General features: G+C 72.1%; 22 protein-coding genes and 1 tRNA gene. 16 read left to right on the top strand and 7 right to left on the bottom strand.

Annotated features, from left to right (window positions below):
- Positions 1 to 27 precede the first annotated feature (27 nt).
- Genes ACTVAJ_RS07115 through ACTVAJ_RS07105 form a run of 3 tightly spaced genes read left to right on the top strand, consistent with a single transcriptional unit; the run spans position 28 to position 2,890 of the window.
- A complete protein-coding gene (locus ACTVAJ_RS07115; protein WP_470387260.1) occupies positions 28 to 1,077 on the top strand; it encodes a 3-oxoacyl-ACP synthase III family protein in 1,050 nt (349 codons plus the stop codon).
- Positions 1,077 to 2,636 (top strand): acyl-CoA carboxylase subunit beta, encoded by a 1,560-nt coding sequence (locus ACTVAJ_RS07110; RefSeq protein ID WP_470387259.1) that lies wholly within the window; start codon positions 1,077 to 1,079, stop codon positions 2,634 to 2,636. Before ACTVAJ_RS07115 ends, ACTVAJ_RS07110 begins: the two co-directional genes overlap by 1 nt.
- Positions 2,637 to 2,653: 17 nt before the next feature.
- A complete protein-coding gene (locus tag ACTVAJ_RS07105; RefSeq protein WP_470387258.1) occupies positions 2,654 to 2,890 on the top strand; it encodes a hypothetical protein in 237 nt (78 codons plus the stop codon).
- A 223-nt stretch (positions 2,891 to 3,113) separates the two neighbouring features.
- Here the strand turns inward: ACTVAJ_RS07105 and ACTVAJ_RS07100 are convergent, their stop codons facing one another.
- The 3 genes from ACTVAJ_RS07100 to ACTVAJ_RS07090 form a co-directional block, all read right to left on the bottom strand.
- Positions 3,114 to 3,578: a MarR family winged helix-turn-helix transcriptional regulator gene (locus tag ACTVAJ_RS07100; protein ID WP_470387257.1), complete on the bottom strand. Its 465-nt coding sequence runs from the start codon at positions 3,576 to 3,578 to the stop codon at positions 3,114 to 3,116.
- A 113-nt stretch (positions 3,579 to 3,691) separates the two neighbouring features.
- A complete protein-coding gene (locus tag ACTVAJ_RS07095) occupies positions 3,692 to 4,657 on the bottom strand; it encodes an aldo/keto reductase (protein ID WP_470387256.1) in 966 nt (321 codons plus the stop codon).
- A 107-nt stretch (positions 4,658 to 4,764) separates the two neighbouring features.
- Positions 4,765 to 6,033, bottom strand: a complete 1,269-nt coding sequence (locus ACTVAJ_RS07090) for a phenylacetate--CoA ligase family protein (protein ID WP_470387255.1) — start codon at positions 6,031 to 6,033, stop codon at positions 4,765 to 4,767.
- A 592-nt stretch (positions 6,034 to 6,625) separates the two neighbouring features.
- On the opposite strand from ACTVAJ_RS07090, the gene ACTVAJ_RS07085 reads away from it, so the two are divergent.
- The 5 genes from ACTVAJ_RS07085 to ACTVAJ_RS07065 all read left to right on the top strand — a co-directional run bounded on the left by ACTVAJ_RS07085 (position 6,626) and on the right by ACTVAJ_RS07065 (position 11,484).
- Positions 6,626 to 7,900: a glutamate-5-semialdehyde dehydrogenase gene (locus tag ACTVAJ_RS07085; protein WP_470387254.1), complete on the top strand. Its 1,275-nt coding sequence runs from the start codon at positions 6,626 to 6,628 to the stop codon at positions 7,898 to 7,900.
- Between the two features lie 286 nt (positions 7,901 to 8,186).
- Positions 8,187 to 9,158: a hypothetical protein gene (locus tag ACTVAJ_RS07080; protein ID WP_470387253.1), complete on the top strand. Its 972-nt coding sequence runs from the start codon at positions 8,187 to 8,189 to the stop codon at positions 9,156 to 9,158.
- A gap of 309 nt (positions 9,159 to 9,467) precedes the next feature.
- A complete protein-coding gene (locus tag ACTVAJ_RS07075) occupies positions 9,468 to 10,232 on the top strand; it encodes an SDR family NAD(P)-dependent oxidoreductase (RefSeq protein ID WP_470387252.1) in 765 nt (254 codons plus the stop codon).
- Positions 10,229 to 11,056 (top strand): enoyl-CoA hydratase family protein, encoded by an 828-nt coding sequence (locus ACTVAJ_RS07070; protein ID WP_470387251.1) that lies wholly within the window; start codon positions 10,229 to 10,231, stop codon positions 11,054 to 11,056. The genes ACTVAJ_RS07075 and ACTVAJ_RS07070 overlap by 4 nt, the downstream gene beginning before the upstream one ends.
- The gene (locus tag ACTVAJ_RS07065; RefSeq protein ID WP_470387250.1) at positions 11,056 to 11,484 is read left to right on the top strand and encodes a RidA family protein; all 429 of its coding nucleotides are present in this window, start codon (positions 11,056 to 11,058) and stop codon (positions 11,482 to 11,484) included. Before ACTVAJ_RS07070 ends, ACTVAJ_RS07065 begins: the two co-directional genes overlap by 1 nt.
- A gap of 36 nt (positions 11,485 to 11,520) precedes the next feature.
- Here the strand turns inward: ACTVAJ_RS07065 and ACTVAJ_RS07060 are convergent, their stop codons facing one another.
- Positions 11,521 to 12,405 carry a PaaX family transcriptional regulator gene (locus ACTVAJ_RS07060; RefSeq protein WP_470387249.1) on the bottom strand — a complete coding sequence of 295 codons (885 nt, stop codon included), beginning with the start codon at positions 12,403 to 12,405 and terminating at the stop codon, positions 11,521 to 11,523.
- 161 nt (positions 12,406 to 12,566) lie between these two features.
- Here ACTVAJ_RS07060 and ACTVAJ_RS07055 point away from each other — a divergent pair, with 161 nt between their 5' ends.
- Together ACTVAJ_RS07055 and ACTVAJ_RS07050 are read left to right on the top strand one after the other, a co-directional pair.
- Positions 12,567 to 13,724: an acyl-CoA dehydrogenase family protein gene (locus tag ACTVAJ_RS07055; protein WP_470387248.1), complete on the top strand. Its 1,158-nt coding sequence runs from the start codon at positions 12,567 to 12,569 to the stop codon at positions 13,722 to 13,724.
- Positions 13,725 to 13,745: 21 nt separating this feature from the next.
- On the top strand, positions 13,746 to 15,362 hold the full coding sequence (locus ACTVAJ_RS07050) for an AMP-binding protein (protein ID WP_470387247.1): 1,617 nt from the start codon (positions 13,746 to 13,748) through the stop codon (positions 15,360 to 15,362).
- Here ACTVAJ_RS07050 and ACTVAJ_RS07045 read toward each other — a convergent pair.
- A complete protein-coding gene (locus ACTVAJ_RS07045; RefSeq protein ID WP_470387246.1) occupies positions 15,359 to 15,487 on the bottom strand; it encodes a hypothetical protein in 129 nt (42 codons plus the stop codon). The genes ACTVAJ_RS07050 and ACTVAJ_RS07045 overlap by 4 nt on opposite strands.
- Here ACTVAJ_RS07045 and ACTVAJ_RS07040 point away from each other — a divergent pair.
- Complete coding sequence (locus ACTVAJ_RS07040) at positions 15,486 to 17,849, top strand: bifunctional salicylyl-CoA 5-hydroxylase/oxidoreductase (protein WP_470387245.1); 2,364 nt, start codon at positions 15,486 to 15,488, stop codon at positions 17,847 to 17,849. The genes ACTVAJ_RS07045 and ACTVAJ_RS07040 overlap by 2 nt on opposite strands.
- A gap of 27 nt (positions 17,850 to 17,876) precedes the next feature.
- A complete protein-coding gene (locus ACTVAJ_RS07035; RefSeq protein ID WP_470387244.1) occupies positions 17,877 to 18,608 on the top strand; it encodes an alpha/beta hydrolase family protein in 732 nt (243 codons plus the stop codon).
- Here ACTVAJ_RS07035 and ACTVAJ_RS07030 read toward each other — a convergent pair.
- Positions 18,605 to 19,639, bottom strand: coding sequence for a M48 family metallopeptidase (locus ACTVAJ_RS07030; protein ID WP_470387243.1), 1,035 nt, complete (start codon positions 19,637 to 19,639; stop codon positions 18,605 to 18,607). The two genes, ACTVAJ_RS07035 and ACTVAJ_RS07030, sit on opposite strands and share 4 nt — an antisense overlap.
- A 291-nt stretch (positions 19,640 to 19,930) precedes the next feature.
- Between ACTVAJ_RS07030 and nadD the strand changes: the two genes are divergently transcribed.
- From nadD to ACTVAJ_RS07010, 4 genes are all read left to right on the top strand, one after another.
- A complete protein-coding gene (nadD, locus tag ACTVAJ_RS07025) occupies positions 19,931 to 20,500 on the top strand; it encodes a nicotinate-nucleotide adenylyltransferase (protein ID WP_470387292.1) in 570 nt (189 codons plus the stop codon).
- Positions 20,501 to 20,517: 17 nt separating this feature from the next.
- A complete protein-coding gene (gene rsfS, locus ACTVAJ_RS07020) occupies positions 20,518 to 20,916 on the top strand; it encodes a ribosome silencing factor (protein ID WP_470387242.1) in 399 nt (132 codons plus the stop codon).
- 26 nt (positions 20,917 to 20,942) lie between these two features.
- On the top strand, positions 20,943 to 21,569 hold the full coding sequence (locus ACTVAJ_RS07015; protein ID WP_470387241.1) for a histidine phosphatase family protein: 627 nt from the start codon (positions 20,943 to 20,945) through the stop codon (positions 21,567 to 21,569).
- Between the two features lie 81 nt (positions 21,570 to 21,650).
- A tRNA-Ala gene (locus ACTVAJ_RS07010) sits at positions 21,651 to 21,723 on the top strand.
- A 138-nt stretch (positions 21,724 to 21,861) separates the two neighbouring features.
- On the opposite strand, the gene ACTVAJ_RS07005 is transcribed toward ACTVAJ_RS07010, so the two are convergent.
- Positions 21,862 to 23,091 (bottom strand): MFS transporter, encoded by a 1,230-nt coding sequence (locus ACTVAJ_RS07005; RefSeq protein WP_470387240.1) that lies wholly within the window; start codon positions 23,089 to 23,091, stop codon positions 21,862 to 21,864.
- Positions 23,092 to 23,157: the final 66 nt, after the last annotated feature.

Below are 23,157 nucleotides of genomic sequence, written 5' to 3'. Positions count from 1 at the left end.
GAGTTCAGTACGTAAGGAGACAGCACGATGACGATCGCCATCCTTGGAACGGGCTCCTACCTGCCGGCCGAAGTGGTCGGCAACGACGAGATCGGACGCACGACCGGTGTGACCGACGAGTGGATCCGCCGCAAGACGGGGATCCGAGAGCGCAGGCGCGCCGCTCCCGGCGAGGCCACATCCGACCTCGCCGCCGAGGCGGGCCGCCGGGCACTGGCCCAGGCGGGCGTCCCGGCCGAGCGGCTCAGCTTCATCATCGTCGCCACGTCCACGCCGGACCACCCGCAACCGGCGACGGCCAGCATCACCCAGCACCTGCTCGGCGCCCACCAAGCGGCCGCCTTCGACGTGAACTCCGTGTGCAGCGGGTTCGTCTACGCCCTCTCCGTGGCCGAACACCTGCTGCGCCCCCAGGGCGACGCCTACGCCCTGGTCGTCGGGGGCGACATCTACTCCCGCATCCTGGACTACGGCGACCGCAAGACCGCCACCCTGTTCGGCGACGGCGCGGGTGCCGTCGTGCTGGGCCCCGCGCGTGACCGCGACGGGGTCCTGGGCACCCGGCTGCTCACCGACGGGGACCACCACGGGCTGATCCGCGTCCCGGCGGGCGGGTCCCGCCTGCCCGCCTCCGCGGCCACGCTCGACGGTGGCGACCACTTCTTCCAGATGGAGGGCCGGGGCGTGCGCGAGTACGTCACCCGGCGCCTCCCCGAGGTCATCCACGAGATGCTCGACGGTATGGGCGTGGACGGTGACGAGGTCCGCCACTTCGTCCCGCACCAGGCCAACGGCGCGATGCTCAACGACATCTGGCCGTCCCTGGGCCTGGCCCGGGCCCACCTGCACCTGACCGTGGAGACCCAGGGCAACACCGGATCGGGTTCGATCCCCGTCGCCCTGGACACCGTCCACCGGTCGGGCCTGCTCCAGCGCGACGACCTCGTCCTGCTCGCCGGGTTCGGCGGCGGGATGAGCGTCGGGTTGGCCCTCGTGCGGTGGAGCCCGGTCCCCGCACTCCGCCCGCTGGTCGAGAAGGCCGTCCCGGCCCCGGCACCGGCCCCGGTGACCGTCTGATGGCGGCGACCGAGGACGCGCGTCAGCGCGTGGCCGAACTGCGGGAGCTGCACGAGCGGGTCCGCGAGGGCGATGAGCGCGCCACCCGGCGCCAGCACGACAAGGGCAAGCTCACCGTCCGCGAACGCGTCCGGCTCCTCTTCGACAAGGACACCTTCGTCGAGGTCGAGCCCCTGCGCCGCCACCGGGCCACCGGGTTCGGCCTCGAGGCCAGGCGCCCCCACACCGACGGGGTCGTCACCGGGTGGGGGCGGGTCCACGGACGGCAGGTGTTCGTGTTCGCGCACGACTTCCGGTTGTTCGGCGGCGCCCTCGGAGAGGCCCACGCCCAGAAGATCCACAAGATCCAGGACATGGCCCTCAAGGCGGGGTGCCCGATCGTCGGTCTCAACGACGGGGCGGGCGCCCGTATCCAGGAGGGCGTGGTCGCCCTCGCCGGGTACGGGGGCATCTTCCAGCGCAACGTCCGCTCCTCCGGGGTGATCCCGCAGATCAGCGTCATGCTCGGGCCGTGCGCGGGCGGGGCGGTCTACTCGCCCGCACTCACCGACTTCGTGTTCATGGTGCGCGGGACCTCGCAGATGTTCATCACCGGACCCGACGTCGTCCAGGCCGTCACCGGGGAGAAAATCACCGCGGACGGCCTGGGCGGGGCCGACGTCCACGCCCTGCGCTCGGGTGCGGCGGGCATGGTCCACGACGACGAGGAGTCGTGCCTGGCCGACGTGCGGTTCCTGCTGTCGCTGCTGCCCTCCAACAACCGGGAGGTGGCGCCCGCCTACTACAGCGACGACCCCGTCGACCGGGTGTCGGAGCGGTTGGTGGACATCGTTCCGGCCGACAACCGGCAGTCCTACGACGTGCGGGACGTGGTGAGGGAGGTCGTCGACGACGGCGACTTCTTCGAGACGCACGAGCGATGGGCGCCCAACATCGTGGTCGGGCTCGCCCACATCGGGGGCGGACTCGTGGGCGTGGTCGCCAACCAGCCCTCCGTCCTGGCCGGGGCGATGGACATCGCCGCCTCCGAGAAGGGCGCCCGCTTCGTCCAGATGTGCGACGCCTTCAACATCCCGCTCGTGACCTTCGTCGACGTACCGGGGTTCCTGCCGGGCAGGGACCAGGAGCACGGGGGGATCATCCGGCACGGTGCCAAGCTGCTGTACGCGTACTGCGACGCCACCGTTCCCCGCGTCCAGGTGATCCTGCGCAAGGCCTACGGCGGCGCGTACATCGTCATGGACTCGCTGTCCGTCGGCGCCGACCTGTCCTACGCCTGGCCGACCAACGAGATCGCGGTCATGGGTGCCCAGGGCGCCGCCGACGTCGTCTTCCGCCGTGAGATCGCGGCCTCCGACGACCCGGAGGCGACCCGGGCCGAGCGGGTCCGGCAGTACGAGGAGGAGTTGATGCACCCCCTCTACGCGGCCGAACGGGGCCTGGTGGACGACGTGATCGACCCGGCGCGGACCCGGCACGCGCTGGCACGCGCCCTGGAGGCGCTCAGCGCCAAGCACGCCCTGGGACCCAGCCGCAAACACGGCAACCCGCCCCTGTGATCGGAGGGTGACGCGGCATGAGTGAGACGACCGCACGCGACGACGCGGACCTGGTGGTCGAGAACAGCCTGATCCTGGACGTCCTCAGGGGACGTCCCACACCGGAGGAGGTCCAGGCGCTGTCCGCGGCGCTGCGCACGGCCATCCGGGCGAGCCAGCGGCAGCGGACACGGCTCACCGGGACGGTGCCGGTCCCCCGGCCCGCGGAGCCGGCCGGCTCCTGGCGGGCCGGTCCGGGGCACCCCCGGGCCTGACCGGTGCTTGCTTCGGTCCTCCGCTGCGCCTCGGACCGTGTTCGGACGTCCGAAGAGCCAGGGACGCCTCCTCCTCGGCGGCGCCTGCCGCTCGTTCCCCGCTGGCGGCTCGCCTCGTCGTGCGGCACCCCGGCGGCGCCCGAACGAAACCCCCCTGGGTAGGAGTCCCGGTCGAACCGAGCGAGGAACACGCCCGAACCCCGTGTGCACGCGGGGTTCGGGCTCACTCCTCGTTCAGGTCCATCAGTTCGGTGCGGGCCTCGGCGGAGGCCTCGGCGCACCGGGCCAGGAAGCGGACGAACTCCTCCTCCTCGGCCTTGGTGAAGGCGTGGCTCAACCGCTCCTCGACCCTGACCGCCGCCTCGTCCGCCCGTTTGAGCAGGGCGTGGCCGCTGTCGGACAGACGGGTCTCCAGGATGTGCGAGTGCAGCGGGTGCGGTTTGCGCTCGATGAGCTCCCGCCTGCTCAGCGTGGCGAGGACGGAGGACATCGTCTGGGGGGTCACGAGGCACCGGCGGGCCAGGATCGCGCCCGACAGCCCGGGCTCCTCCGACAGGACGAGGAGAACCGTGTACTGCGGTACGGACAGGTTGAACTGACGCAGCACGGCGTGTTTGGCCGCGATCAGCTCCTGTTCAGCGCGTTTGAGGTGATGACCGATCCGCTGGTCCATGGGAAGCTGGGTCATCTGCGAATCGTATATCAGGGCGATGGTCCCTCCGTGCTCGTCGGCCCCTTCCGGGACCGGCACCAAGGCGGTACCCGGGGCGGGCACGTGTACACCTGCCCCGGGGGAGGGTTTCAGTACCGTTCGCCCGTTGTGGCGGCGGCGATGTGGTCGAGCGCGTCCAGGTCCTCCCGGCTCAGGGTGAGCTCGGCGCCCCGCGCGTTCTCGTCCAGGCGGCCGCGTCGCTTGGTGCCCGGGATGGGAACGACCGGAAGCCCCCAGACCGCGGACTGGGCGTGGACCCAGGCGAGCGCGACCTGGCCGAGGGTGGCGCCATGGGCGTCGGCCACCCGTCGGACGCCGGCGAGCAGTTCCCGGTTGCGCTCGGTGTTCTCCTCGGCGAAACGGGGGTTGCGGCGGCGGAAGTCGTCCTCGGCCAGCCCCTCACGCGAGGTGTAGGCCCCGGTGAGGAAACCCCGGCCCAGGGGTGAGTAGGGGACGAAGCCGACGCCGAGCTCGCGGCAGGCCGCCAGGACGCCCTCGTCCTCGACGTGCCTGGTCCACAGGGAGTACTCGGTCTGCACGGCCGAGATCGGGTGGACGGCCTGGGCGGCGCGGAGTTCCCCCGCGCTCACCTCGGACAGCCCCAGGTGGCGGACCTTGCCCGCGGACACCAGCTCCGCCATCGCCCCGACGGTCTCCTCGATCGGGACGGAGGGGTCGCGCCGGTGCATGTAGTAGAGGTCGATCGTGTCGATGCCGAGGCGGGCGAGGCTGGCCTCGCAGGCGGAGCGGACGTACTCGGGGTCGCCGCGGTGTGTGCGCTCCCCGGTCGCGCGGTCGCGGACGATGGCGAACTTGGTGGCCAGGACGATCTCGTCACGACGCTCCCGGACCACCTTGCCCACGAGTTCCTCGTTGGCGCCGTGGCCGTACATGTCGGCCGTGTCCAGGAACGTGACACCGATGTCGAGGGCGTGGTGCAGGGTCGCGAGGGACTCAGCGTCGTCACCGGGTCCGTAGAACTCACTCATGCCCATACATCCGAGTCCCTGGAGGGAGACGGTGGGGCCGTCGGAGGTGAGCGGGACGGTCCGCATTACGCACTCCTGTGGTCGAGGGTCTGACGACACGACTCAGGAGACCGCGGTGTGGCCCGAGGGGCACGGCGGGCGGGGCGGACGGCCCAGGGTCCACCCTCCTGAATCTACGTGATCAACCTACCATAAGAAGACTGATTAAAAGCAGACGTCGATGGGGTTACATATCTCTGTCCCTCCTCGCACGACCCGGTGGGAGCGTCGGCGTCCGAGCAGTCGCACAGCAGTCTCCGCCCCTTCCGGACCACGGCGGTGGGGGCGCTGCCGTCAGGGCGTGTGCACAACAGCCGCTGGGTGAGCACGACCTCGAAGGCGCCGGGGGCCTCGTCGGTGACCTCCGACAGGGCCAGGCAGCCGGACACCACGTGGTGACGGATCCACTCGCTGGTGTACAGGTCGGGCTCGACCCCCGGCATCAGCCGGATCCGCAGGCGCAGCCGTTCGTCCTCCGTGTGCGGGTCCACCACCACGACCTGCGCGTCCTCCACCGAGTCCAGTTGGCGCGCCAGTGCCACCAGGTCCAGCGGCGACACCAGGCGTGTCAGCGGACCCAGGGGCGCGTCGATGCGGCTGTGGGTCCGGATCGCCGGGCCCGGGAGGCCGCACGCGCAGTGCGCCCACTCCGCCGAGATGCCCGTGTCGTACCGGAGCAGGGGGATGACCGCCTTCTCGTGGGTGACCGTCACGAGCATCCTGCCGTCGGCGATCTCCGTGTACTGGTGGGGCAGCAGGTGGAGGGTGTCGTCGGAGCAGGAGGGGCCGCTGTGCCCGATGATCCAGGTCTCGGCCGACCCGAAGAGCGCCCAGGTGCGCAGGTGGGGGAACTGGGCGCGGATCAGTGAGCGCGTGTCGGAGTCCAGGGCGGGGCCGCTCCAGACCACCTTTGTCAGGAAGTCCAGGTCGCGCCCCTCGGCGGCGCAGTAGCGGAGCAGGCGGCGGACCATGTCCAGGGTCGTGGCCAGCGCCGTCACGCCCTGCTGCTCGAACAGGTCGAGGTAGGGGCCCATCATCGTGTCGGTCGGGGCGTCCATGGACAGTGTCGGGACCCCGGCCCGCGTGGCCAGCGCGGTGTGCAGGTCGTGCGACGCGCGCATGTGGAACGGCGTGCTCAGGCTCGCGAGCAGGTCGCCGGGCTCGAACGGGTTGACGTGGGGGGCGATCTCGTCCAGGTACAGGTCGGCCGGCAGCGCTCCCAGCCGCATGGTCGAGGTCGTGCCGCCCATGATGTGCAGTGCGGCGCGGTTCAGGGCGGTCGGAGTGTCCCGCATCAGGGCGTCGGTCGCCTCGCCGAGTTCGTCCCGGGTCAGCGTGGGCAGTTCCGCCAGGCGGGGCAGGCGGTCATGGCTCGCGTAGCGGCTGTACTTGTCACGGACCACCGGGATTCTGGAGAGCCTGGTCAAGGCATTGGACAGAGACCGGGTCTCATAACGTGATTCCTCTGCCCCGGAAGTTATTGTCATTCTCGTGCTCGCATTCCTGGCTATTTCCAGGTGACCGACGCGGTCAGCTGGACTGGTTGCGGTGCCGTTAATGAACTAGAACCACCGGGAATACTCCCGGAAGCTTCCTTCGGTGGCCGACGGGGATGGAGTCGGTGTCACTCGCACAGTAAAGCAGGTTCGTGTGACAGGCGGCCAGAGTGAAGTTTCTTTCTTTGTGACCGAATGAATGCGTATGGTTATCCGATCTTGTCGGAGGCGGTGCCGGGGAGGGTTCAAGATCATTGTTGGGGCTGTGAGCTTAGTCACATGAACTTTCAATACTATGTGGTAACACAACAGAAATGGAATGCGTCCGGGGCGACAGTTCAGAACTGAACAGGTCGGAGGGGGTGGCGCGTGTGTCGGGGTGACGGTCGGGGGTGACCGGCGGCATATACCCTGGAAGCCGACGCCCCGGTACGGGGTCGCGTGCGTGTGGCGCGGCCGGTATGGCGGGGTCGCCTCCCGACCACAAGAGAGAACACCCATGAGTGACATCGAGCGCGAGGTCCACGCGGTGGCCGAACGCGCCAGGGACGCGGCGGTCGACCTCGCCCCGCTCAGCCGGGCCGTGAAGGACGCCGCCCTCCTCGCCGTCGCCGACGCCCTCGTCAAGAGGAGCGACGAGATCGCCGCCGCCAACGCCGAGGACGTGGAGCGCGCGCGGAGCGAGGGCACCACACCCGCCTTCGTCGACCGCCTCACCCTCACGCCCCAGCGGATCGAGGCCGTCGCCGACGCCGTGCGCGAGATCGTCGAGCTGCCCGACCCGGTCGGGGAGTCGGTGCGCGGAGGTGTGCTGCCCAACGGCCTGGACCTGCGGCAGATCCGGGTGCCGCTCGGTGTCATCGGCATCATCTACGAGGGGCGGCCCAACGTCACGGTCGACGCCGCCGTGCTGTGCCTCAAGAGCGGGAACGCCGCCCTGCTGCGCGGATCCTCCTCCGCCTACTCCTCCAACACCGCCCTCGTCGCCGTCATGCGCGAGGCACTGGAGGGGACCGGCGTCCCGGTCGACGCCGTGCAGATGGTGCCCGGCCGCACCCGCGAGTCCTCCACCGCGCTCATGCGGGCGCGCGGGCTGGTCGACGTCCTCATCCCGCGCGGGGGCAACTCACTGATCCAGGCGGTCGTGCGCGACTCCACGGTCCCGGTGATCGAGACGGGCGAGGGCCTGTGCCACGTGTACGTGGACGAGGCCGCCGACCTCGACAGGGCGGTCGCGATCGCCACCAACGCCAAGGCGCAGCGCTGCTCGGTGTGCAACGCGGCCGAGACGCTGCTCGTGCACGAGGCGGTGGCGGACGCCTTCCTTCCCCGTGTGCTGGACTCCCTCGCCGAGGCCGGTGTCACCGTGCACGGCGACACCCGCGTGCTGGCCGCGGCCGAGGCCGCCGGTACTCCGGCGACCGTGGTCGAGGCCACCGAGGAGGACTGGGCCACCGAGTACCTGTCCATGGACCTGGCCGTGCGCGTGGTCCCGACCGTCGACGACGCACTCGCCCACATCCGGCGGTACTCCACCCGGCACACGGAGGCCATCGTCACCGACTCGCTCGCGACGTCCCGGTATTTCGTGTCCCGGGTCGACTCGGCCGCGGTCATGGTGAACGCCTCCACGCGTTTCACCGACGGCGGTGAGTTCGGATTCGGTGCGGAGATCGGTATCTCCACTCAGAAACTGCACGCCAGGGGGCCGATGGGTCTCACGGAGATGACCTCGACCAAGTACGTGGTGACGGGTGAGGGACATCTGAAGTAGGAAGTCGTAGGACCTTTCCATGCGGGGGCCGCCGGGTATACCGGGCGGCCCCCGACGTGTGTGACGGGCATGGAACGACGCAAACGCACCATGTGCCGCGAGGATCACGAATCCTTGATGTATGTGCAGTTTCCCTGGTCGCAACCTAGACAAACGAGATTATTCGCCTCAGAAGTATTCCCAAATCGCCTACGTATCGGTACGTTCCTGGGTGTGTCCCGGCGCTCCGCCCGCACCGATCTCCGGAGCGCCGCCCCACGGTCACAACGAAAGGAACACCCCCGAAATGAAGCTTCCGAGCAAGGCCGCGGCACTCGCCACGGCCTCCCTCGCCGTCGGCGGGGCCGCCCTCGTCGCCACCCCCGCGCAGGCCGACCTCGTCACCCTGTGCTCGGGCCACGGCGGCGCGGTCACCCTCCCGACCGACCTCGCGGTCCCCGAGGGCGAGAGCTGCTACCTGGACGGCACGGTCATCCAGGGCGACGTCACCGTTCGCGCGGACGCCAACCTCCACATCATCGGTGGTGAGATCGAGGGCGAGGTGACCGTCCAGGGCAACGGCTACTTCGACGCCTCCGACACCACCCTGGGCGACAGCGTCGTCAACAACGGCTCCTTCGGAACCCACCTGGAGGAGAGCACCAGCGGCGCCGGCGTGAGCGCGGTTCCCGTCGAGGGCGGCAGCACCGAGGGCTTCGTCTTCGTCGTGGACTCCTCGGTCGAGGGCCTCAGCTCCGAGGTGGGCGAGGTCTACGTCAGCGGCTCCCGGGTCGGCGGCGACGTCAGCACCGACGGTGCCGCGTACGTCGACGTGTACGACACCGCGGTCCGCGGCGACCTGTCCGTCACCGGCTCCACCAGCGGCGGCATCCTGTGCGACAGCGAGGTGCTGGGTTCGGCCACCTACTCCGGTGGCGGCGGCCCGGTCGCGGTCGGCGCAGGTGAGCAGGAGGGCTTCTGCGAGTCCATGAACTACGTCGACGGAAACCTCACCGTCAGCGGGGTCTCCGGCGGCGTGTACGTGGACAACAACATCGTCGGCGGTGACCTGTCCACCTCCGACAACCAGCCGGTCGCCCAGGTCGGGGACAACAACCGCGTCCGCGGTGACGTCCTGACCGAGGAGATCGCGCTGCGCTCCTTCGCCGCCGCGGTGACGGCGGAGTTCGAGGCCCACGAGGAGGGGCTGGCCGAACAGGTCGAGGAGGCCCGCTCCGAGACGATCGACGAGGCCATGGCCGCGGGTCCCGCCTTCTAGGGACTGTGCCCGCCTTGGTCCTCCGCTTGGCTTCGGACCGTGTTCGGGCGCCCGAACGGCCGGGGACGCCGCATCCTCGACTGCGCCTGACGCTCGTTCCTCGCTAGCGGTTTGCCTCGTCTTGCAGCACCCTGGCGGCGCCCGAACGGCAGACCCCCCGGGTGCGCTCCCGGCGGCGTCGACGGTTCGCCCGTCGGCGCCGCTGCGTGTGTGCAGGGGTCCGCGTGCCCGAGGCCGGGGGAATCTCCCGGGACGTAGGCATATGTCGTCCTACTGACGACGGTCAAAGTTGAGTGATACAGTCCACCCATGGCTGACTCCGTGCGGCGTGTCGTGGTCACCGGTGGATCGGGCGGTATCGGACGGGCGGTCGTGTGCGTGCTCGCCGCCGAGGGGTGCGCGGTGGTCGCTCTCGGCCGGGACTCCGGGCGGCTCGCGGCGCTCGAACGCGAGAGCCGCGCACACGGGCTCGACGTCACCACACGGGTCTGCGACGTGACCGACGAGGCGGCCGTCGCCGCGACCGCCGCCGCCCTCGGCCCCGTCGACGTCCTGGTCAACAACGCGGGAACGGCCGCGACCGCGCCACTGCGCCGCACCGGCCTCGACCTGTGGGAGGACCACCTGCGGGCCAACGCCACCTCGGCCTTCCTCGTGACCCGTGCGCTGCTGCCCGGCATGCTCGAACGCGACCACGGCCGCATCGTGTTCGTCGCCTCCACCGCGGCCCTGGTCGGAACCCGCTACACGGCCGCCTACACCGCGTCCAAACACGCCATGGTCGGGCTGGCCCGGGCGGTGGCCGCCGAGGTGGCCGGGACCGGGGTCACCAGCAACGCGGTGTGCCCCACGTTCGTCCGCGGTCCCATGACCGACCGCTCGGTCGCGCGGATCGTCGAGCGGACCGGCCGGGACCGGGAGCACGCCGAGGCCGCCCTGGCCTCGGCCTCACCCCTGGGCCGGCTCCTGGAACCCGAGGAGGTGGCCGCCGCCGTGTCCTACTTCGTCAGTCCCCTGGCGCGCGCGGTCAACGGCCAGGCCCTGACCATCGACGGAGGAGGAACCCACACGTGAGTCCGTTCCGCGCGTCCGCCCCCCTGACCGAGGAGTGGGACCACTTCGACGTCCACCGGGCCGACGGCGTCACCACCGTGACCCTGGACCGTCCCGACCGGCTCAACGCCCTCACCTTCGAGGCCTACGCCGACCTGCGCGACCTCCTGACCGAACTGCCCCACCGGGACGACACCCGGGCCCTCGTGCTGCGCGGCAGGGGCCGGGGGTTCTGCTCGGGAGGGGACGTCCACGAGATCATCGGGCGCACCCTGGAGATGGACCCCGACGACCTGCTCTCCTTCACCCGGATGACGGGTGAGGTGGTCAAGGCGATGCGCGAGTGCCCGGTGCCGGTCATCGCCGGAGTCCACGGCACGGCCGCGGGAGCCGGTGCGGTCCTGGCACTGGCCGCCGACTTCCGGGTGGTGGCGCGGTCGGCCCGGTTCGCGTTCCTGTTCACCAGGGTCGGTCTGGCCGGGGCGGACATGGGCGCCGCCTACCTGCTGCCGCGCGTCGTCGGCCTCGGCCACGCCACCAGGCTCCTCATGCTCGGCGACGCCGTCGGCGCGGCGGAGGCGGACCGCTGCGGCCTGGTCAGCGAACTCGTCGACGACGACGGACTGGACGAGGCGGTGTCGGCGCTGGCCGCCCGACTGGCGGAGGGGCCCGCGTTCGCCCAGGCGCAGACCAAGGCGCTGCTCTCGCGCGAGCTGGACATGAACCTGTCGGGTTCGGTCGAGCTGGAGGCGATGACCCAGGCGCTGCTGATGAGGAGTGCCGACTACGCCGAGTTCCACGCGGCGTTCACCGGTCGGCGCGCACCCGAGTGGAAGGGCCGCTGATGGCGGACGCGCACGTTCCCCCGACACCCCACACCCTGGTCGATCCGCCGGAGCTGGGGGCGGGCTCCGGCTTCTCCCACGCCGTGGTCCCGGCCCCGGGCAGGACCGTGTACCTGGCCGGGCAGATCGCCACGGGCCCCGACGCGAGGGTGGCCGCCGAGGGGCTGGTCGCCCAGTTCGACCTCGCCCTGGCCAATCTCCTGACCGCGCTGCGTGCCGCGGGCGGTTCCCCCGAGCACCTGGTCAACCTGACCGTCTACACCACGGACGTTGCGGGTTACCGCACCGCCGCCCGGGAGATCGGCCTGGCCTACCGGGGCCGGTTGGGCCGCCACTACCCGGCCATGGCCCTGTTCGGCGTGACCGGGCTGTTCGACCCCGACGCCCTGGTGGAGCTGGTCGGGGTGGGGGTCGTTCCGGAACACTAGGGTTCGCCTCCCGGGGCCGCCCCCGGCCAGCACCGCCTAACCCCTGAGGGTGGCGCGGACGTGCTCCAGCGCCGGGCCGCGCAGCAGGGCGTGCAGGTCGAAGAAGACCTGTGCCGCCCTGCTGCCCGCCCAGGGGGCCGGCAGCAGCTCCGGCGGCAGTCCGGGATCGAGGTAGGGCATCCGGCGCCAGGCGTCCACCGCGCGCAGGTGGTCGGCGAACGCCGCGGCTCCCGCTTCGGGCGCCTCCGCGCGCCCGCCGCGGCGCCGCCAGGTCTCCAGGGCCGGTTCGTGTCCGTCCAGGAAGCTCCGGTACATCTCCTGGAGCGCCGGCAGGTCCCACCAGCGTGCCACGGCCTCGGCCGGGTCGCCGAAGCCGCGGTGGTCGGCGCGGAAGAGCTCCACGTACCCCTCCATGCCGAGGTCGCCCAGGACACGGCGGGCCTGTTCGGTCAGGTGCGCCGGGGCGATCCACACCCCGGCAGTGGCGGTGCCGAAACCGAGCCGGGTGAGTGCCGTGCGCAGGGCGTGGCGGCGGCCGCGTTCGGACTCGGGTACGGAGAAGACCACGAGGACCCACCCGTCGTCGGTCCGGGCGACCCGGTGGCCGAAGATGCGCTGGTCGCCCTCGGCCAGGACCCGGTGCCCCTCCTCGGACAGGCGGTATCCGGCAGCTCCGCCGATCCGTTCGGAGACCAGCAGGCCGCGCCGTTTGAGGCGGGAGACCGCCGAGCGCACGGAGGGCGCGTCGACGCCGAGGTCGGCCATGAGCGCGATGAGGTCGGCCACACCGATCCATCCGCCGAGGTCGCGGGCGTAGGTGCCGAAGAACGACACGATGAGTGAGCGCGGCCGTCGGTTGACCCGTCCGTCGTCGTCCCCGCCTTCGGGAGAGGTGTATGCCTGTTCGTTGTTCTCCGTCACGTTCACACGATAGTGCGTTTCCCGAGATTCCTCCCATCACCCGCTCTCAAAGAGCGAAAGGTGCGGGGGAAATGATCAACACATATCGATCTCTTGACGGTCGTCCATACTCCTGTACATTCGGAGCGTGGGTTGGATCACTATCCGAGTCGAGGTCGCCCATGGGGTTCGCCCTGAACGACGCTGACCGCGTGTTCGCCGACTGGGTCGGGGAGCGCGCCGAGGAGCTCGGTGCCGCCCCTCCCGGGGAACCGGGGGGCCGCGTCGACCGTTCGCTGCTGCGCCGCCTCGCCGACCTGGGGCTGCTCCGCGCCCTGTTCCCCGGCGCCGGTGACGGCGGCCCCCTCCGCGAGGCCCCCGCCATCCGCCTGTGCCTGCTCCGGGAGCGCCTGGCGCGCGTGGACACCCACGCCGAGACCGCCCTCGCCCTCCAGGGCCTGGGCACCTACCCGGTCCTCCAGTCGGGCACCGACACCCAGCGCCGCCGCTGGGTCCCCGCCGTCGCCGCGGGCGGGGCCGTGGCCGCCTTCGCCCTCACCGAGCCGGACGCGGGCTCCGACGCGGCCGCCCTCGCGCTGCGCGCGGAACCGGACGGCGGAGGCTGGCGCCTGTACGGCGAGAAGACCTGGATCTCCAACGCCCCCGACGCCGACTTCTACACGCTCTTCGCCCGTACCACCCCCGGCACCCGCGCCCGGGGCGTCACCGCCTTCCTCGTCCCGGCCGACCGACCCGGACTCACCGGCTCCCCGTTGGAGATGCTCTCCGAACACGCTCTGGGCCACCTGGTCCTGGACGGTGTCCCCGTCGGCGCCGACGACGTGGTGGGCCGCCCCGACGAGGGGTTCTCCGTCGCCATGCGCACCCTGGACCTCTTCCGGCCCAGCGTCGGCGCGTTCGCGGTCGGGATGGCCGACGCCGCCCTGGCCGCCGCCCGAGCGCACACGCGGTCCCGCCACGCCTTCGGGGCTCCGCTCGACCGCCTCCAGACCGTCTCCCACACCCTCGCCGAGATGGCGACCCGCGTCGAGGCCGCACGCCTGCTGGTCTACGCGGCGGCCGAGGAGTACGACACGGGCGGGGACGCGGTCACCCTCAGGGCCGCCATGGCCAAGCTGCTGGCCACCGAGACCGCCCAGTACGTGGTGGACGCCGCCGTGCAGCTGCACGGGGCGCGCGCACTGCGCCGCGGCCACCTCCTGGAACGCCTGTACCGCGACGTCCGGGCGCCGCGCGTCTACGAGGGCGCCTCCGAGGTACAGCGTCAGATCATCGCCCGCCACCTGCCCCCGGTCCCGGGCGCCCCGTCCACCTCGTAGGTCTCGACCGCGGAGGTCCCCATGCCGCCGACCCTGTCACCCACCGGCCACGTCGACACCTTCACCCGCGACCACCTCCCACCGCCCGACCAGTGGCCCGAGCTCGTCCTCGATCCGCCCGCGCCGCGCTACCCCGACCGGCTCAACTGCGCGGAGGAGCTCCTGGACGGCACCATCGCCGCCCACGGGGCCGACCGCCCCTGCCTCGTCGGCGAGGAGGAGACCCTCACCTACGGCGCACTGCGCGACCGGGCCGACCGGATCGCGCGCGTCCTGGCCGAGGAGACCGGGCTGGTTCCGGGCCAGCGGGTCCTGCTGCGCGGCCCCAACTCCCCCTGGCTGGCCGCCTGCTGGTTGGGGGTCCTGCGGGCCGGGGGAGTGGTCGTCACCGTCCTGCCGGTCCTGCGCGCCGACGAGCTCGCCGCGGTCATGCGCTCCGCCCGCGTGACCCACGCCCTGTGCGACTCCCGCTTCCTCGACGACCTGGCCGCCGCGGCCGCCGGGATGGAGTCCACACCGCGGGTGGTCGCCTACGGCGGAGCGGGCCCCGACGACCTGACCGCCCTCGCCGCCGCCCGGCCGGCCGGGTTCGCCCCGGTGCGCGTGGCCGCCGACGACGCGTGCATGATCGCCTACACCTCCGGGACCACCGGCACGCCCAAGGGGTGCGTCCACTTCCACCGCGACGTCCTCGCCATCGCCGACACCTACTCCGCGCACGTGCTCCGGCCCACCCCGGACGACGTGTTCACCGGCAGCCCGCCGTTCGGGTTCACCTTCGGCCTCGGCGGCCTGCTGGTCTTCCCCCTGCGCGCGGGCGCCTCCTCGGTTCTGCTGGAGCGGCCCCGGCCCGAGGCCCTGCTCTCCGCCGCCGCCGAGCACGGTGTGAGCGTCCTGTTCACCGCCCCCACCGCCTACCGCGCCATGCTCGGGCGGCTCGACGGCCACGACCTGTCGCGCCTGCGGCGCTGTGTCTCGGCCGGAGAGCACCTGCCCGCCGCCACCTGGCACGCCTGGCACGAGGCCACCGGCCTGCGGATGCTCGACGGGATCGGTGCCACCGAGATGCTGCACATCTTCGTCTCCTCCACCGACGAGCACATGCGCCCCGGCTCCACCGGGAGGCCGGTTCCCGGGTTCGAGGCGGCCGTGCTCGACGACGACGGCCGACCCGTGCCCGACGGGCGGCCCGGACACCTGGCCGTGCGCGGCCCGGTCGGCTGCCGCTACCTCGACGACGACCGCCAGCGCGACTACGTCCGAGACGGCTGGAACCTCACCGGCGACACCTACGTGCGCGACGCGGACGGCTACCTGTGGTACCGGGCGCGCAGCGACGACATGATCGTCACCGCCGGATACAACGTGGCCCCGGCCGAGGTCGAGGAGGCCCTGCTGACCTCTCCGGACGTGGAGGAGACGGCGGTCGTGGGCGTGCCGGACCCCGAACGGGGCCAGGTCGTGCGGGCCTACGTCGTGCTGCGCGACGGCCTCACCCCCGACGGGGCCCGGGCCGAACGGCTCCGGGAGCACGTGCGCTCGCGCATCTCCCCGTACAAGGCCCCGCGCTCGGTGGAGTTCCTCCCGGTGCTGCCCCGGACCGCCACCGGCAAGCTCCAGCGGTTCCGGCTCCGCTAGGCGGTCTTCCCCGGGTCCTCCGCCGTGCCTCCGACGACCGTTCCGGAGGACAGGGCCTGGCAGGCACCCGCCCCAGCCGCCCCGGACAGGGCGAACGTGACCACCGACAGGAAGGCGGACCACATGCGCGTCGCGTGTGTCGGGGCGGGCCCCGGCGGACTCTACTTCGCGGCACTGGTCAAGCGGCTCGACGGCGGCCACGAGGTCACCGTGTACGAACGCGACCCGGCCGACGCCACCTACGGCTTCGGGGTGGTGCTCTCCGACGAGACCCTCGGCGGGATCGAACACGCCGACCCCGAGGTGTACGCGGCCCTGACCGCCGAGTCCGCCCGCTGGGACGACATCGACGTCCACCACCGGGGCACCGTCGTCACCTCGGGCGGCCACGGGTTCTCCGCGATCGGGCGCCAAGCCCTCCTGCGGATCCTGCGCGCACGCTGCGCCGAGCTCGGCGTGCGCGTGCTGACCGGAACCCACGCCCCGCCCGCCGACGAGCTGGCCGCCACCCACGACCTGGTGGTGGCCGCGGACGGGGCGCACAGCCGCACCCGCGCCGCCCGTGCCGAGGCCTTCGGTACCACCCTGGAACACGGCCGCAACCGGTTCATGTGGCTGGGCACCGACCGGGTCTTCGACGCCTTCCGGTTCCACGTCCTGGAGACGCCCCACGGCGTCATGCAGCTGCACTGCTACCCCTACTCCGCCGACGCCAGCACGTTCCTGGTGGAGACGCACGAGGACGTGTGGCGGGCGGCCGGCTTCGCCGACACCGCCCAACGCTGCGCCCCCCGGCCGGGGCACAGCGACACCGAGAGCATCGCCCGCTGCTCGGCACTCTTCGCCGACGTCCTGGACGGCCACCGCCTCCTGCCCAACAACTCCCGCTGGCAGCGGTTCACTACCGTGCGCAACCGCACCTGGCACGACGGCAACGTCGTCCTCCTCGGCGACGCCGCGCACACCGCGCACTTCTCCATCGGGTCGGGCACCAAGCTCGCCATGGAGGACGCCCTGGCCCTGGCCGCCTGCCTGCACGAGAACCCCACCGTCCCGGCCGCCCTGGCCGCCTACGAGGCCGAGCGCCGGCCCGTCGTGGCCAGCGTCCAGCGTGCGGCCCAGGCCAGCATGGAGTGGTTCGAGGGCATCGGCCGCCACGTCGGGCAGGAGCCCGTCCAGTTCGCGTTCGACCTGCTCACCCGTAGCCGCCGCGTCACCTACGACAACCTGCGCCTGCGCGACCCCGAGTTCGTCGCCGGAGTGGACGCGTGGTTCGCCGAACGCGTCGGCGCCGACCCCGGGCGGCCCCGCCCGCCCATGTTCCACCCCTTCCGCCTGGGCGGACTGGAGCTGCCCAACCGGGTCGTGGTCTCGGCGATGGACATGTACTCGGCGGTGGACGGCACCCCGCAGGACTTCCACCTGGTCCACCTCGGCGGCAAGGCCCTCGGCGGGGCCGGGCTGGTCATGACGGAGATGGTGTGCGTGTCCGCCGAGGGGCGCATCACCCCCGGCTGCACCGGGCTGTACCGGCCCGAACACGAGACCGCCTGGCGCCGCGTCACCGACTTCGTGCACGCCCGCACGGGGGCGCGCATCGGCGTCCAGCTCGGTCACTCCGGACGCAAGGGCTCCACCCGCCCCATGTGGGAGGGGATGGACGAACCGCTCGCGGAGGGCAACTGGCCGGTCGTCGCTCCGTCCCCGATCCCCTACCGGGAGGGCGTCAACCAGGTCCCGCGCGAACTCGACCACGCCGCCATGGCCGCGATCCGCGACGAGTTCGCCGCGGCCGCGCGCGCCGCCGACCGGGCCGGGTTCGACCTGCTGGAGCTGCACTGCGCCCACGGATACCTGCTGTCCGGCTTCCTGTCCCCGGTCACCAACCGACGCGCCGACGGCTACGGCGGCGATCTGACCGCCCGCCTGCGCTACCCCCTGGAGGTGCTCACCGCGGTCCGGGCCGCGTGGCCCGACCACAAACCCCTCACCGTGCGGATCTCCGCCACCGACTGGGTGGAGGGCGGCACCACCGCCGCCGACGCGGTGGAGGTCGCCCGCGCGCTGACCGCCGCCGGAGCCGACGCCATCGACGTCTCCACCGGCCAGGTCACCCCCGACGAGCGGCCCGCGCACGGCCGCAGCTACCAGGTGCCCTTCGCCGAACGGATCCGTCGCGAGACCGGAGTCCCGGTCATCGCGGTGGGGGCGATCTCCTCCCACGACGACGTCAACTCCACCCTGCTGGCCGGTCGCGCCGACCTGTGCGCGCTGGGGCGGCCCCACCTGTACGACCCGCACTGGACGCTGCACGCGGCGGCCGACCAGGGGTACGAGGGCCCCGGCGCGACCTGGCCGGCCCCCTTCCGCGCGGGCAGCCGGAAACCGCCCACGGGCCGTACCGACGGTCCCCGGCCCCGGCTCGAACTGCTACGTTCCCCGGGAGCCGACGCCACCCGCCACCGGCGCTGGCGCCCCGACCGATGACACCCGCCCGAGACGAGGGAGAGGCCCGTGCCGACGCCCCTGAACTACGGTGACCACCCCAGCCAGACCGTCCACCGGTGGGCGCCCGCGGCCGGGGCCGGGCGGCCCGCGCCCGTCGCGGTGCTGCTGCACGGCGGGTGGTGGCGCGACCGGCACGACGCCGGTCTGATGGACCCGCTGGCCGAGGACCTGAGCGCCGCCGGGTGGGACGTGTGGAACGTGGAGTACCGGCGCACCGGAGCCGACGGGGGAGGGTGGCCGCACACCCGGGACGACGTCGCCCGCGCGCTGGACCTGCTCGCGGAGACCGCGGACCGGGAGGGCGGCGCGGTGGACGCCTCCCGCGTGGTGATGGTGGGCCACTCGGCGGGCGGACACCTGGCCCTGCTCACCGCCGCCGGGTCGTTCGTCACCTCGGTGGTGGCGCTCGCCCCGATCACCGACCTGGGGCGCTGCGCGGACGCCGGGCTGGGCGAGGGCGCGGTCGCACCGTTCCTGGGGCCCGACCCCGGTCCGGAGCTGTACGCGGCCGCCTCGCCCCGCCACCGGGTCCCGGCCGGGGTGCCCCACCTGGTCGTGCACGGTGACGCGGACGACCGCGTGCCGGTGCAGCACAGCCGCGACTACGTGGCGGCGGCCCGCGCGGCCGGGGACGCGGTGGACTACCGGGAGGTGGCCGGCGCCGACCACTTCGCGGTCATCGACCCCGCGCACCCGGCCTGGGGCGCGGTCCGCGAGTGGATCGCCCGGGACCGCTAGGACTTCTGCGCGGACCCGCCCCGCCAGCGGTCGGCGACGGTGTCGAAGATCTTCCCGCCCGCGCTGGCCGCGCTTCCGGCGACGTCGCGCAGGGTGCCCAGGAGCGGGTCCTCCGAGCGCTCCCACGACTCCTTGTAGTGGTTGGCGGCGTTGCGCGCCTCCTGACCGACGCTGGCGTCGCGGTCCGAGGCCCGGCGCGGGTAGTCGCCGCCCAGGATGCGCTGGTAGGAGCCGCCCTCCAGCCAACGGTGCAGTTCGGCCATGCGGACCACCGCGAACGGGTGGGTCTGGCCGCTGAGGCTGAGCAGCTTGAGGAGGCTGTCGCGCGCGTCGCCGCCGCGCTCGTACTCGCGGGCCTGCTCCAGGAAGGCGTCGGGGTTCATCTCCACCAGGGTGGAGCCGCCCGCCAGCTTCATCAGGGCGCGCTTGCCCGCCTCGGGGTCCTGGCAGGCCAGGACGCCCGCGCGGTCGCAGGACAGCTCGGACTTGCGGTACCACTCCTCCAGGGCGGCCACGATGGCGCGCAGGCCGATGTAGCCCAGCGGGATCCAGGCCACGCGGGCGGCGAGCTGGATCAGGGCCAGCAGCATGGTGCGGTAGACGGCGTGGCCGCTGAGGATGTGGCCGACCTCGTGGCCGATGACGAACCGCTGCTCCTCGGCGTCGAGCAGGTCGAACAGGCCCGTGGTCATGACGATGAACGGCTTCTGGCTGCCGATCGCCATCGCGTTGGGCTTGGGGTTCATCTGGACGTAGAGCTCGGGGACCTCGTCCAGGTCCAGGACGTAGGCGGCGTCGCGCACGTAGTCGTACAGGTGGGGGAACTGGGTGGGGCCCACGCGCACCGCGCTGGACAGGAACATCAGGCGCAGCGCCCGCTCGTTGAAGAGCCCGGACATACGCTTGAACACCTCGTCGAACCCGCGCAGCGAGCGCAGCGCGACCAGGGCGCCCCGGTCGGCCGGGTGCTCGTAGGCACGGGGTGAGATCTCGGAGAGCCGGACACGTACGCGGTCTGGTGAGTTCGCCATACCGGCATGCTATGCGTCGCGATGGCGGTTGGCCACGGTTTCGGGCAATCGAGATATGACGTGATTCGCCGATCCTTCGGGAACGGTGGGGAAGGAACCCGCTCCGCCGCTCGTTGACCCAGTTCCAGGGACATATCGGGAGCAAGCGCCGTCGGTGGTACGCACGGTCGGCTAATCTCGGTTGGCCGATCCCGGCAACGACACGACCACGGCGAAACGGAGCGCACAGTGGCCAACGAAGCGACCGGCGCGACCACCCGGGCCGGAGCCACCCCGACCAAGGTCGGCATCATGGGCGGCACCTTCGATCCCATCCACCACGGGCACCTCGTCGCCGCCAGTGAGGTGGCCCACCTCTTCGATCTCGACGAGGTCGTGTTCGTCCCCACGGGCCAGCCCTGGCAGAAGGACCCCGAGACCGTCACCCCCTCCGAGGACCGCTACCTCATGACGGTGATCGCCACCGCGGAGAACCCGCAGTTCCGGGTCGACCGCATCGAGATCGACCGCTCCGGGCCCACCTACACCCTGGACACCCTGCGCGAGATGCGGGCCTCCTACGGCCCCGACGTCGAGCTCTACTTCATCACGGGAGCCGACGCGCTCGGGGCCATTCTGAGCTGGCACAACGTCGACGAACTCTTCGAGCTCGCGCATTTCGTAGGCTGTAACCGTCCCGGACACCACCTCAGTGACTCCGGGCTGCCCGAGGGCAAGGTCTCGCTGGTGGAGGTCCCCGCGTTGGCCATCTCCTCGACCGAGTGCCGGGAGCGGGTCCGCAAGGGCGAACCCATCTGGTACCTGGTCCCCGACGGCATCGTCCGCTACATCAACAAGACCGGGCTCTACCGAGAGAGCTGAAAGGCAGCAAGCACAACGTGACAGCCACCGACAGGGCGCTGGAGCTGGTCAGGGTCGCCGCAGAGGCCGCCTCCGACAAGCTCGCGCAGGAGATCATCGCCTACGACGTCAGCGACCAGCTCGCCATCACCGACGCCTTCGTGCTGTGCTCGGCGCCCAACGACCGCCAGGTCCGCGCGATCGTCGACGAGGTCGAGGACCAGCTCCGCCTCAAGGCCGGGGCCAAGCCGGTGCGGCGCGAGGGCGAGCGGGACGGCCGTTGGGTGCTGCTGGACTACGCGGACATCGTCGTGCACATCCAGCACGAGGAGGAGCGCGGGTACTACGGCCTCGAACGCCTGTGGAAGGACTGCCCCGAGATCAGCCTTCCCGAGAACGCGCGCGGAGCCGGGCGCACCCCGCTGGACGAGCAGTAGCCGCCGAACGAGGAAGACGCGACCACGTGAGCGACCCCACCCCCCGTGTCCTGTTCTGGCGGCACGGGCGCACGGCCTGGAACGTCGAGAACCGCTTCCAGGGACAGACCGACATCGAACTCGACCGGCTCGGACACGCCCAGGCCGAACGGGCCGGCCGCCTGCTCGCCACGCTGGAGCCCGACGTCATCGTCGCCTCCGACCTGCGGCGGGCGGCCGACACCGCCGGGTACCTCAGCCGTGCGTCCGGGGTCGCGGTCGAGTACGACAAGGGGCTGCGCGAGCGCTTCGGCGGTTCCTGGGAGGGGCTGACCGGAGCGGAGCTGTCCGCGCGCTGGCCCGCCCAGCACGCCGTGATGGACATCCCCGACGGCGAGGACATCGCCGACGTCGGGGACCGGATGACGGCGGCGGTGGACCGCGCGCTGGAACGGACGCCGCCCGGGGGGCTGCTGGTCGTGGTCAGCCACGGCGCCGCCGTTCGGGCGGGGATCTCCAGGATGCTGGGGATCCCCGACGAACAGCGGGAGGTGCTCGGCCCGCTCAGCAACTGCTGCTGGTCGGTTCTCCGGCGCAGGCGGGACCGATGGCGGCTCATGGAGCACAACGCCGCGAGCCTTCCTGAGCCCGTCGTGCTCAGCGACGACGCCTGACCGGGAATCCGTTTCGACGTTCGCGTCGGATTCCGCTAGAGTTCTGGGAGTCGGCGGGACACAACCGCCCGACTCCCACCAGGGGCTATGGCGCAGTTGGTAGCGCGCCTCCATGGCATGGAGGAGGTCTGGGGTTCGAATCCCCATAGCTCCACCCGACTCCGGGACGACCCGGCGAGCGCGGTCACGCGCCCGCCGGGTCGTCCCGTCGTTTTCTCCCGCGGTCCGTTCCCGGGTCCGCGGTGCGCCGTTCGGCCCGCGGCAGCCGCGCCTCGCGGTGTGCTCCCCGCTTTCAGCGCATGCCCGTCCTGTCAGGCGACCTTCGGCTGTCGAGCGCCGGAGCGGGGCGGGTGGCGCGGCGGACGGCGGCCAGTGCGGTCAGGGCGACCACCGCCAGGACGGCGGCGAAGGTCAGACCCCCGACCTCCAGCCCGGTGGCGTCGACGAGGAATCCGGTTCCCACGGGCAGGACCGCGGCTGGCACGTAGCCCGCGATGCTGAGCGCGGCGTTGGCCTCCGCCCGGCGCGGTACGGGGACGTTGGTGGCGATGAGGGTGAGCCCGGCGAGTTGGCCGAGTCCCTGGGCGGCCCCGGCGAGGAGCGCGGCGGCGCCGAACAGGACGGGGGAGCGCCAGCCCAGGCCCACCGCGAGCACGGCCATCGAGGCGACGGCGGCGACCGAACTCAGGGCCAGGTGCGTCCGGGTGCTCAGGGCGGCGAGGGCGAACTGGACCCCGGTCGAGGTGAAGAACATCGCACACGCCGTCGCGCCGGCCACCAGCGCGCCGCCCCGACCCAGGCCGTCGGCCAGGACCACGGGGCCGAGGGAGAGGAAGAACGAGCCCGCCGTGATGCCGGGTGCGAACGTGGCGATCCCCAGGGCGAGGTCGCGGCGGTTCTCCGTCGGCACGGACGGCCACGACCAGAGCCGCGACGGCGCACGGCCATGGGAGGGCCGTCGGAGCGGAAGGAGCGAGGCGACCGCCAGGGCCGCCAGTTCGAGCGCGAGGACGGCACCGAACACGTGTGTCTCCGGCGTGTGGCTCGCCTGGGCGAGCGCACCGGAGAACAGCACCCCGAGGCCGACGCCGAGGACCACGGAGGTCGAGGCGAGCAGCGACCCCGTGCGGCGGCGGTGCCCGGGAGCCAGGTCCACCGTCGCCGCCATCCCCGCGGTGATCGCGGCACCGGAGGAGACGCCGGTCAGCAGGCGCGCGGCCAGCAGCCAGTAGACGTTGTCCGCGGACAGGAACAGGACGCACGCGACGGCGGCGACGGCCACTCCGGGGACGAGCACGGCCCTGCGGCCGTAGCGGTCCGCGAGCCTGCCCCCGGTCACGAGCGCGCCGACCAGCCCGGCCATGTAGGCGGCGAACACCACCGTCATCGTGCCCGAGCCCAAGCCCCACTCGGCCTGCCACCGCACGTACAGCGGTGTCGGCGCGTTGGACAGCACGAACACCGCCGCCACCGAGCTCGCCGCCGCCAGCGACCACCCCATCCGCTTCGGATCGTCGGTCATGGACACCATCCTTGTTCGATATTTGTCGAAGTTGTTCGACTATACTCGAACTTAGAGCAAGTTCGA

This window comes from Nocardiopsis sp. KDC1DS13DA1 (assembly GCF_055632325.1).
Note: the sequence above shows the minus strand (reverse complement) of the source record. Positions and strands in the feature narration are given on the sequence as shown.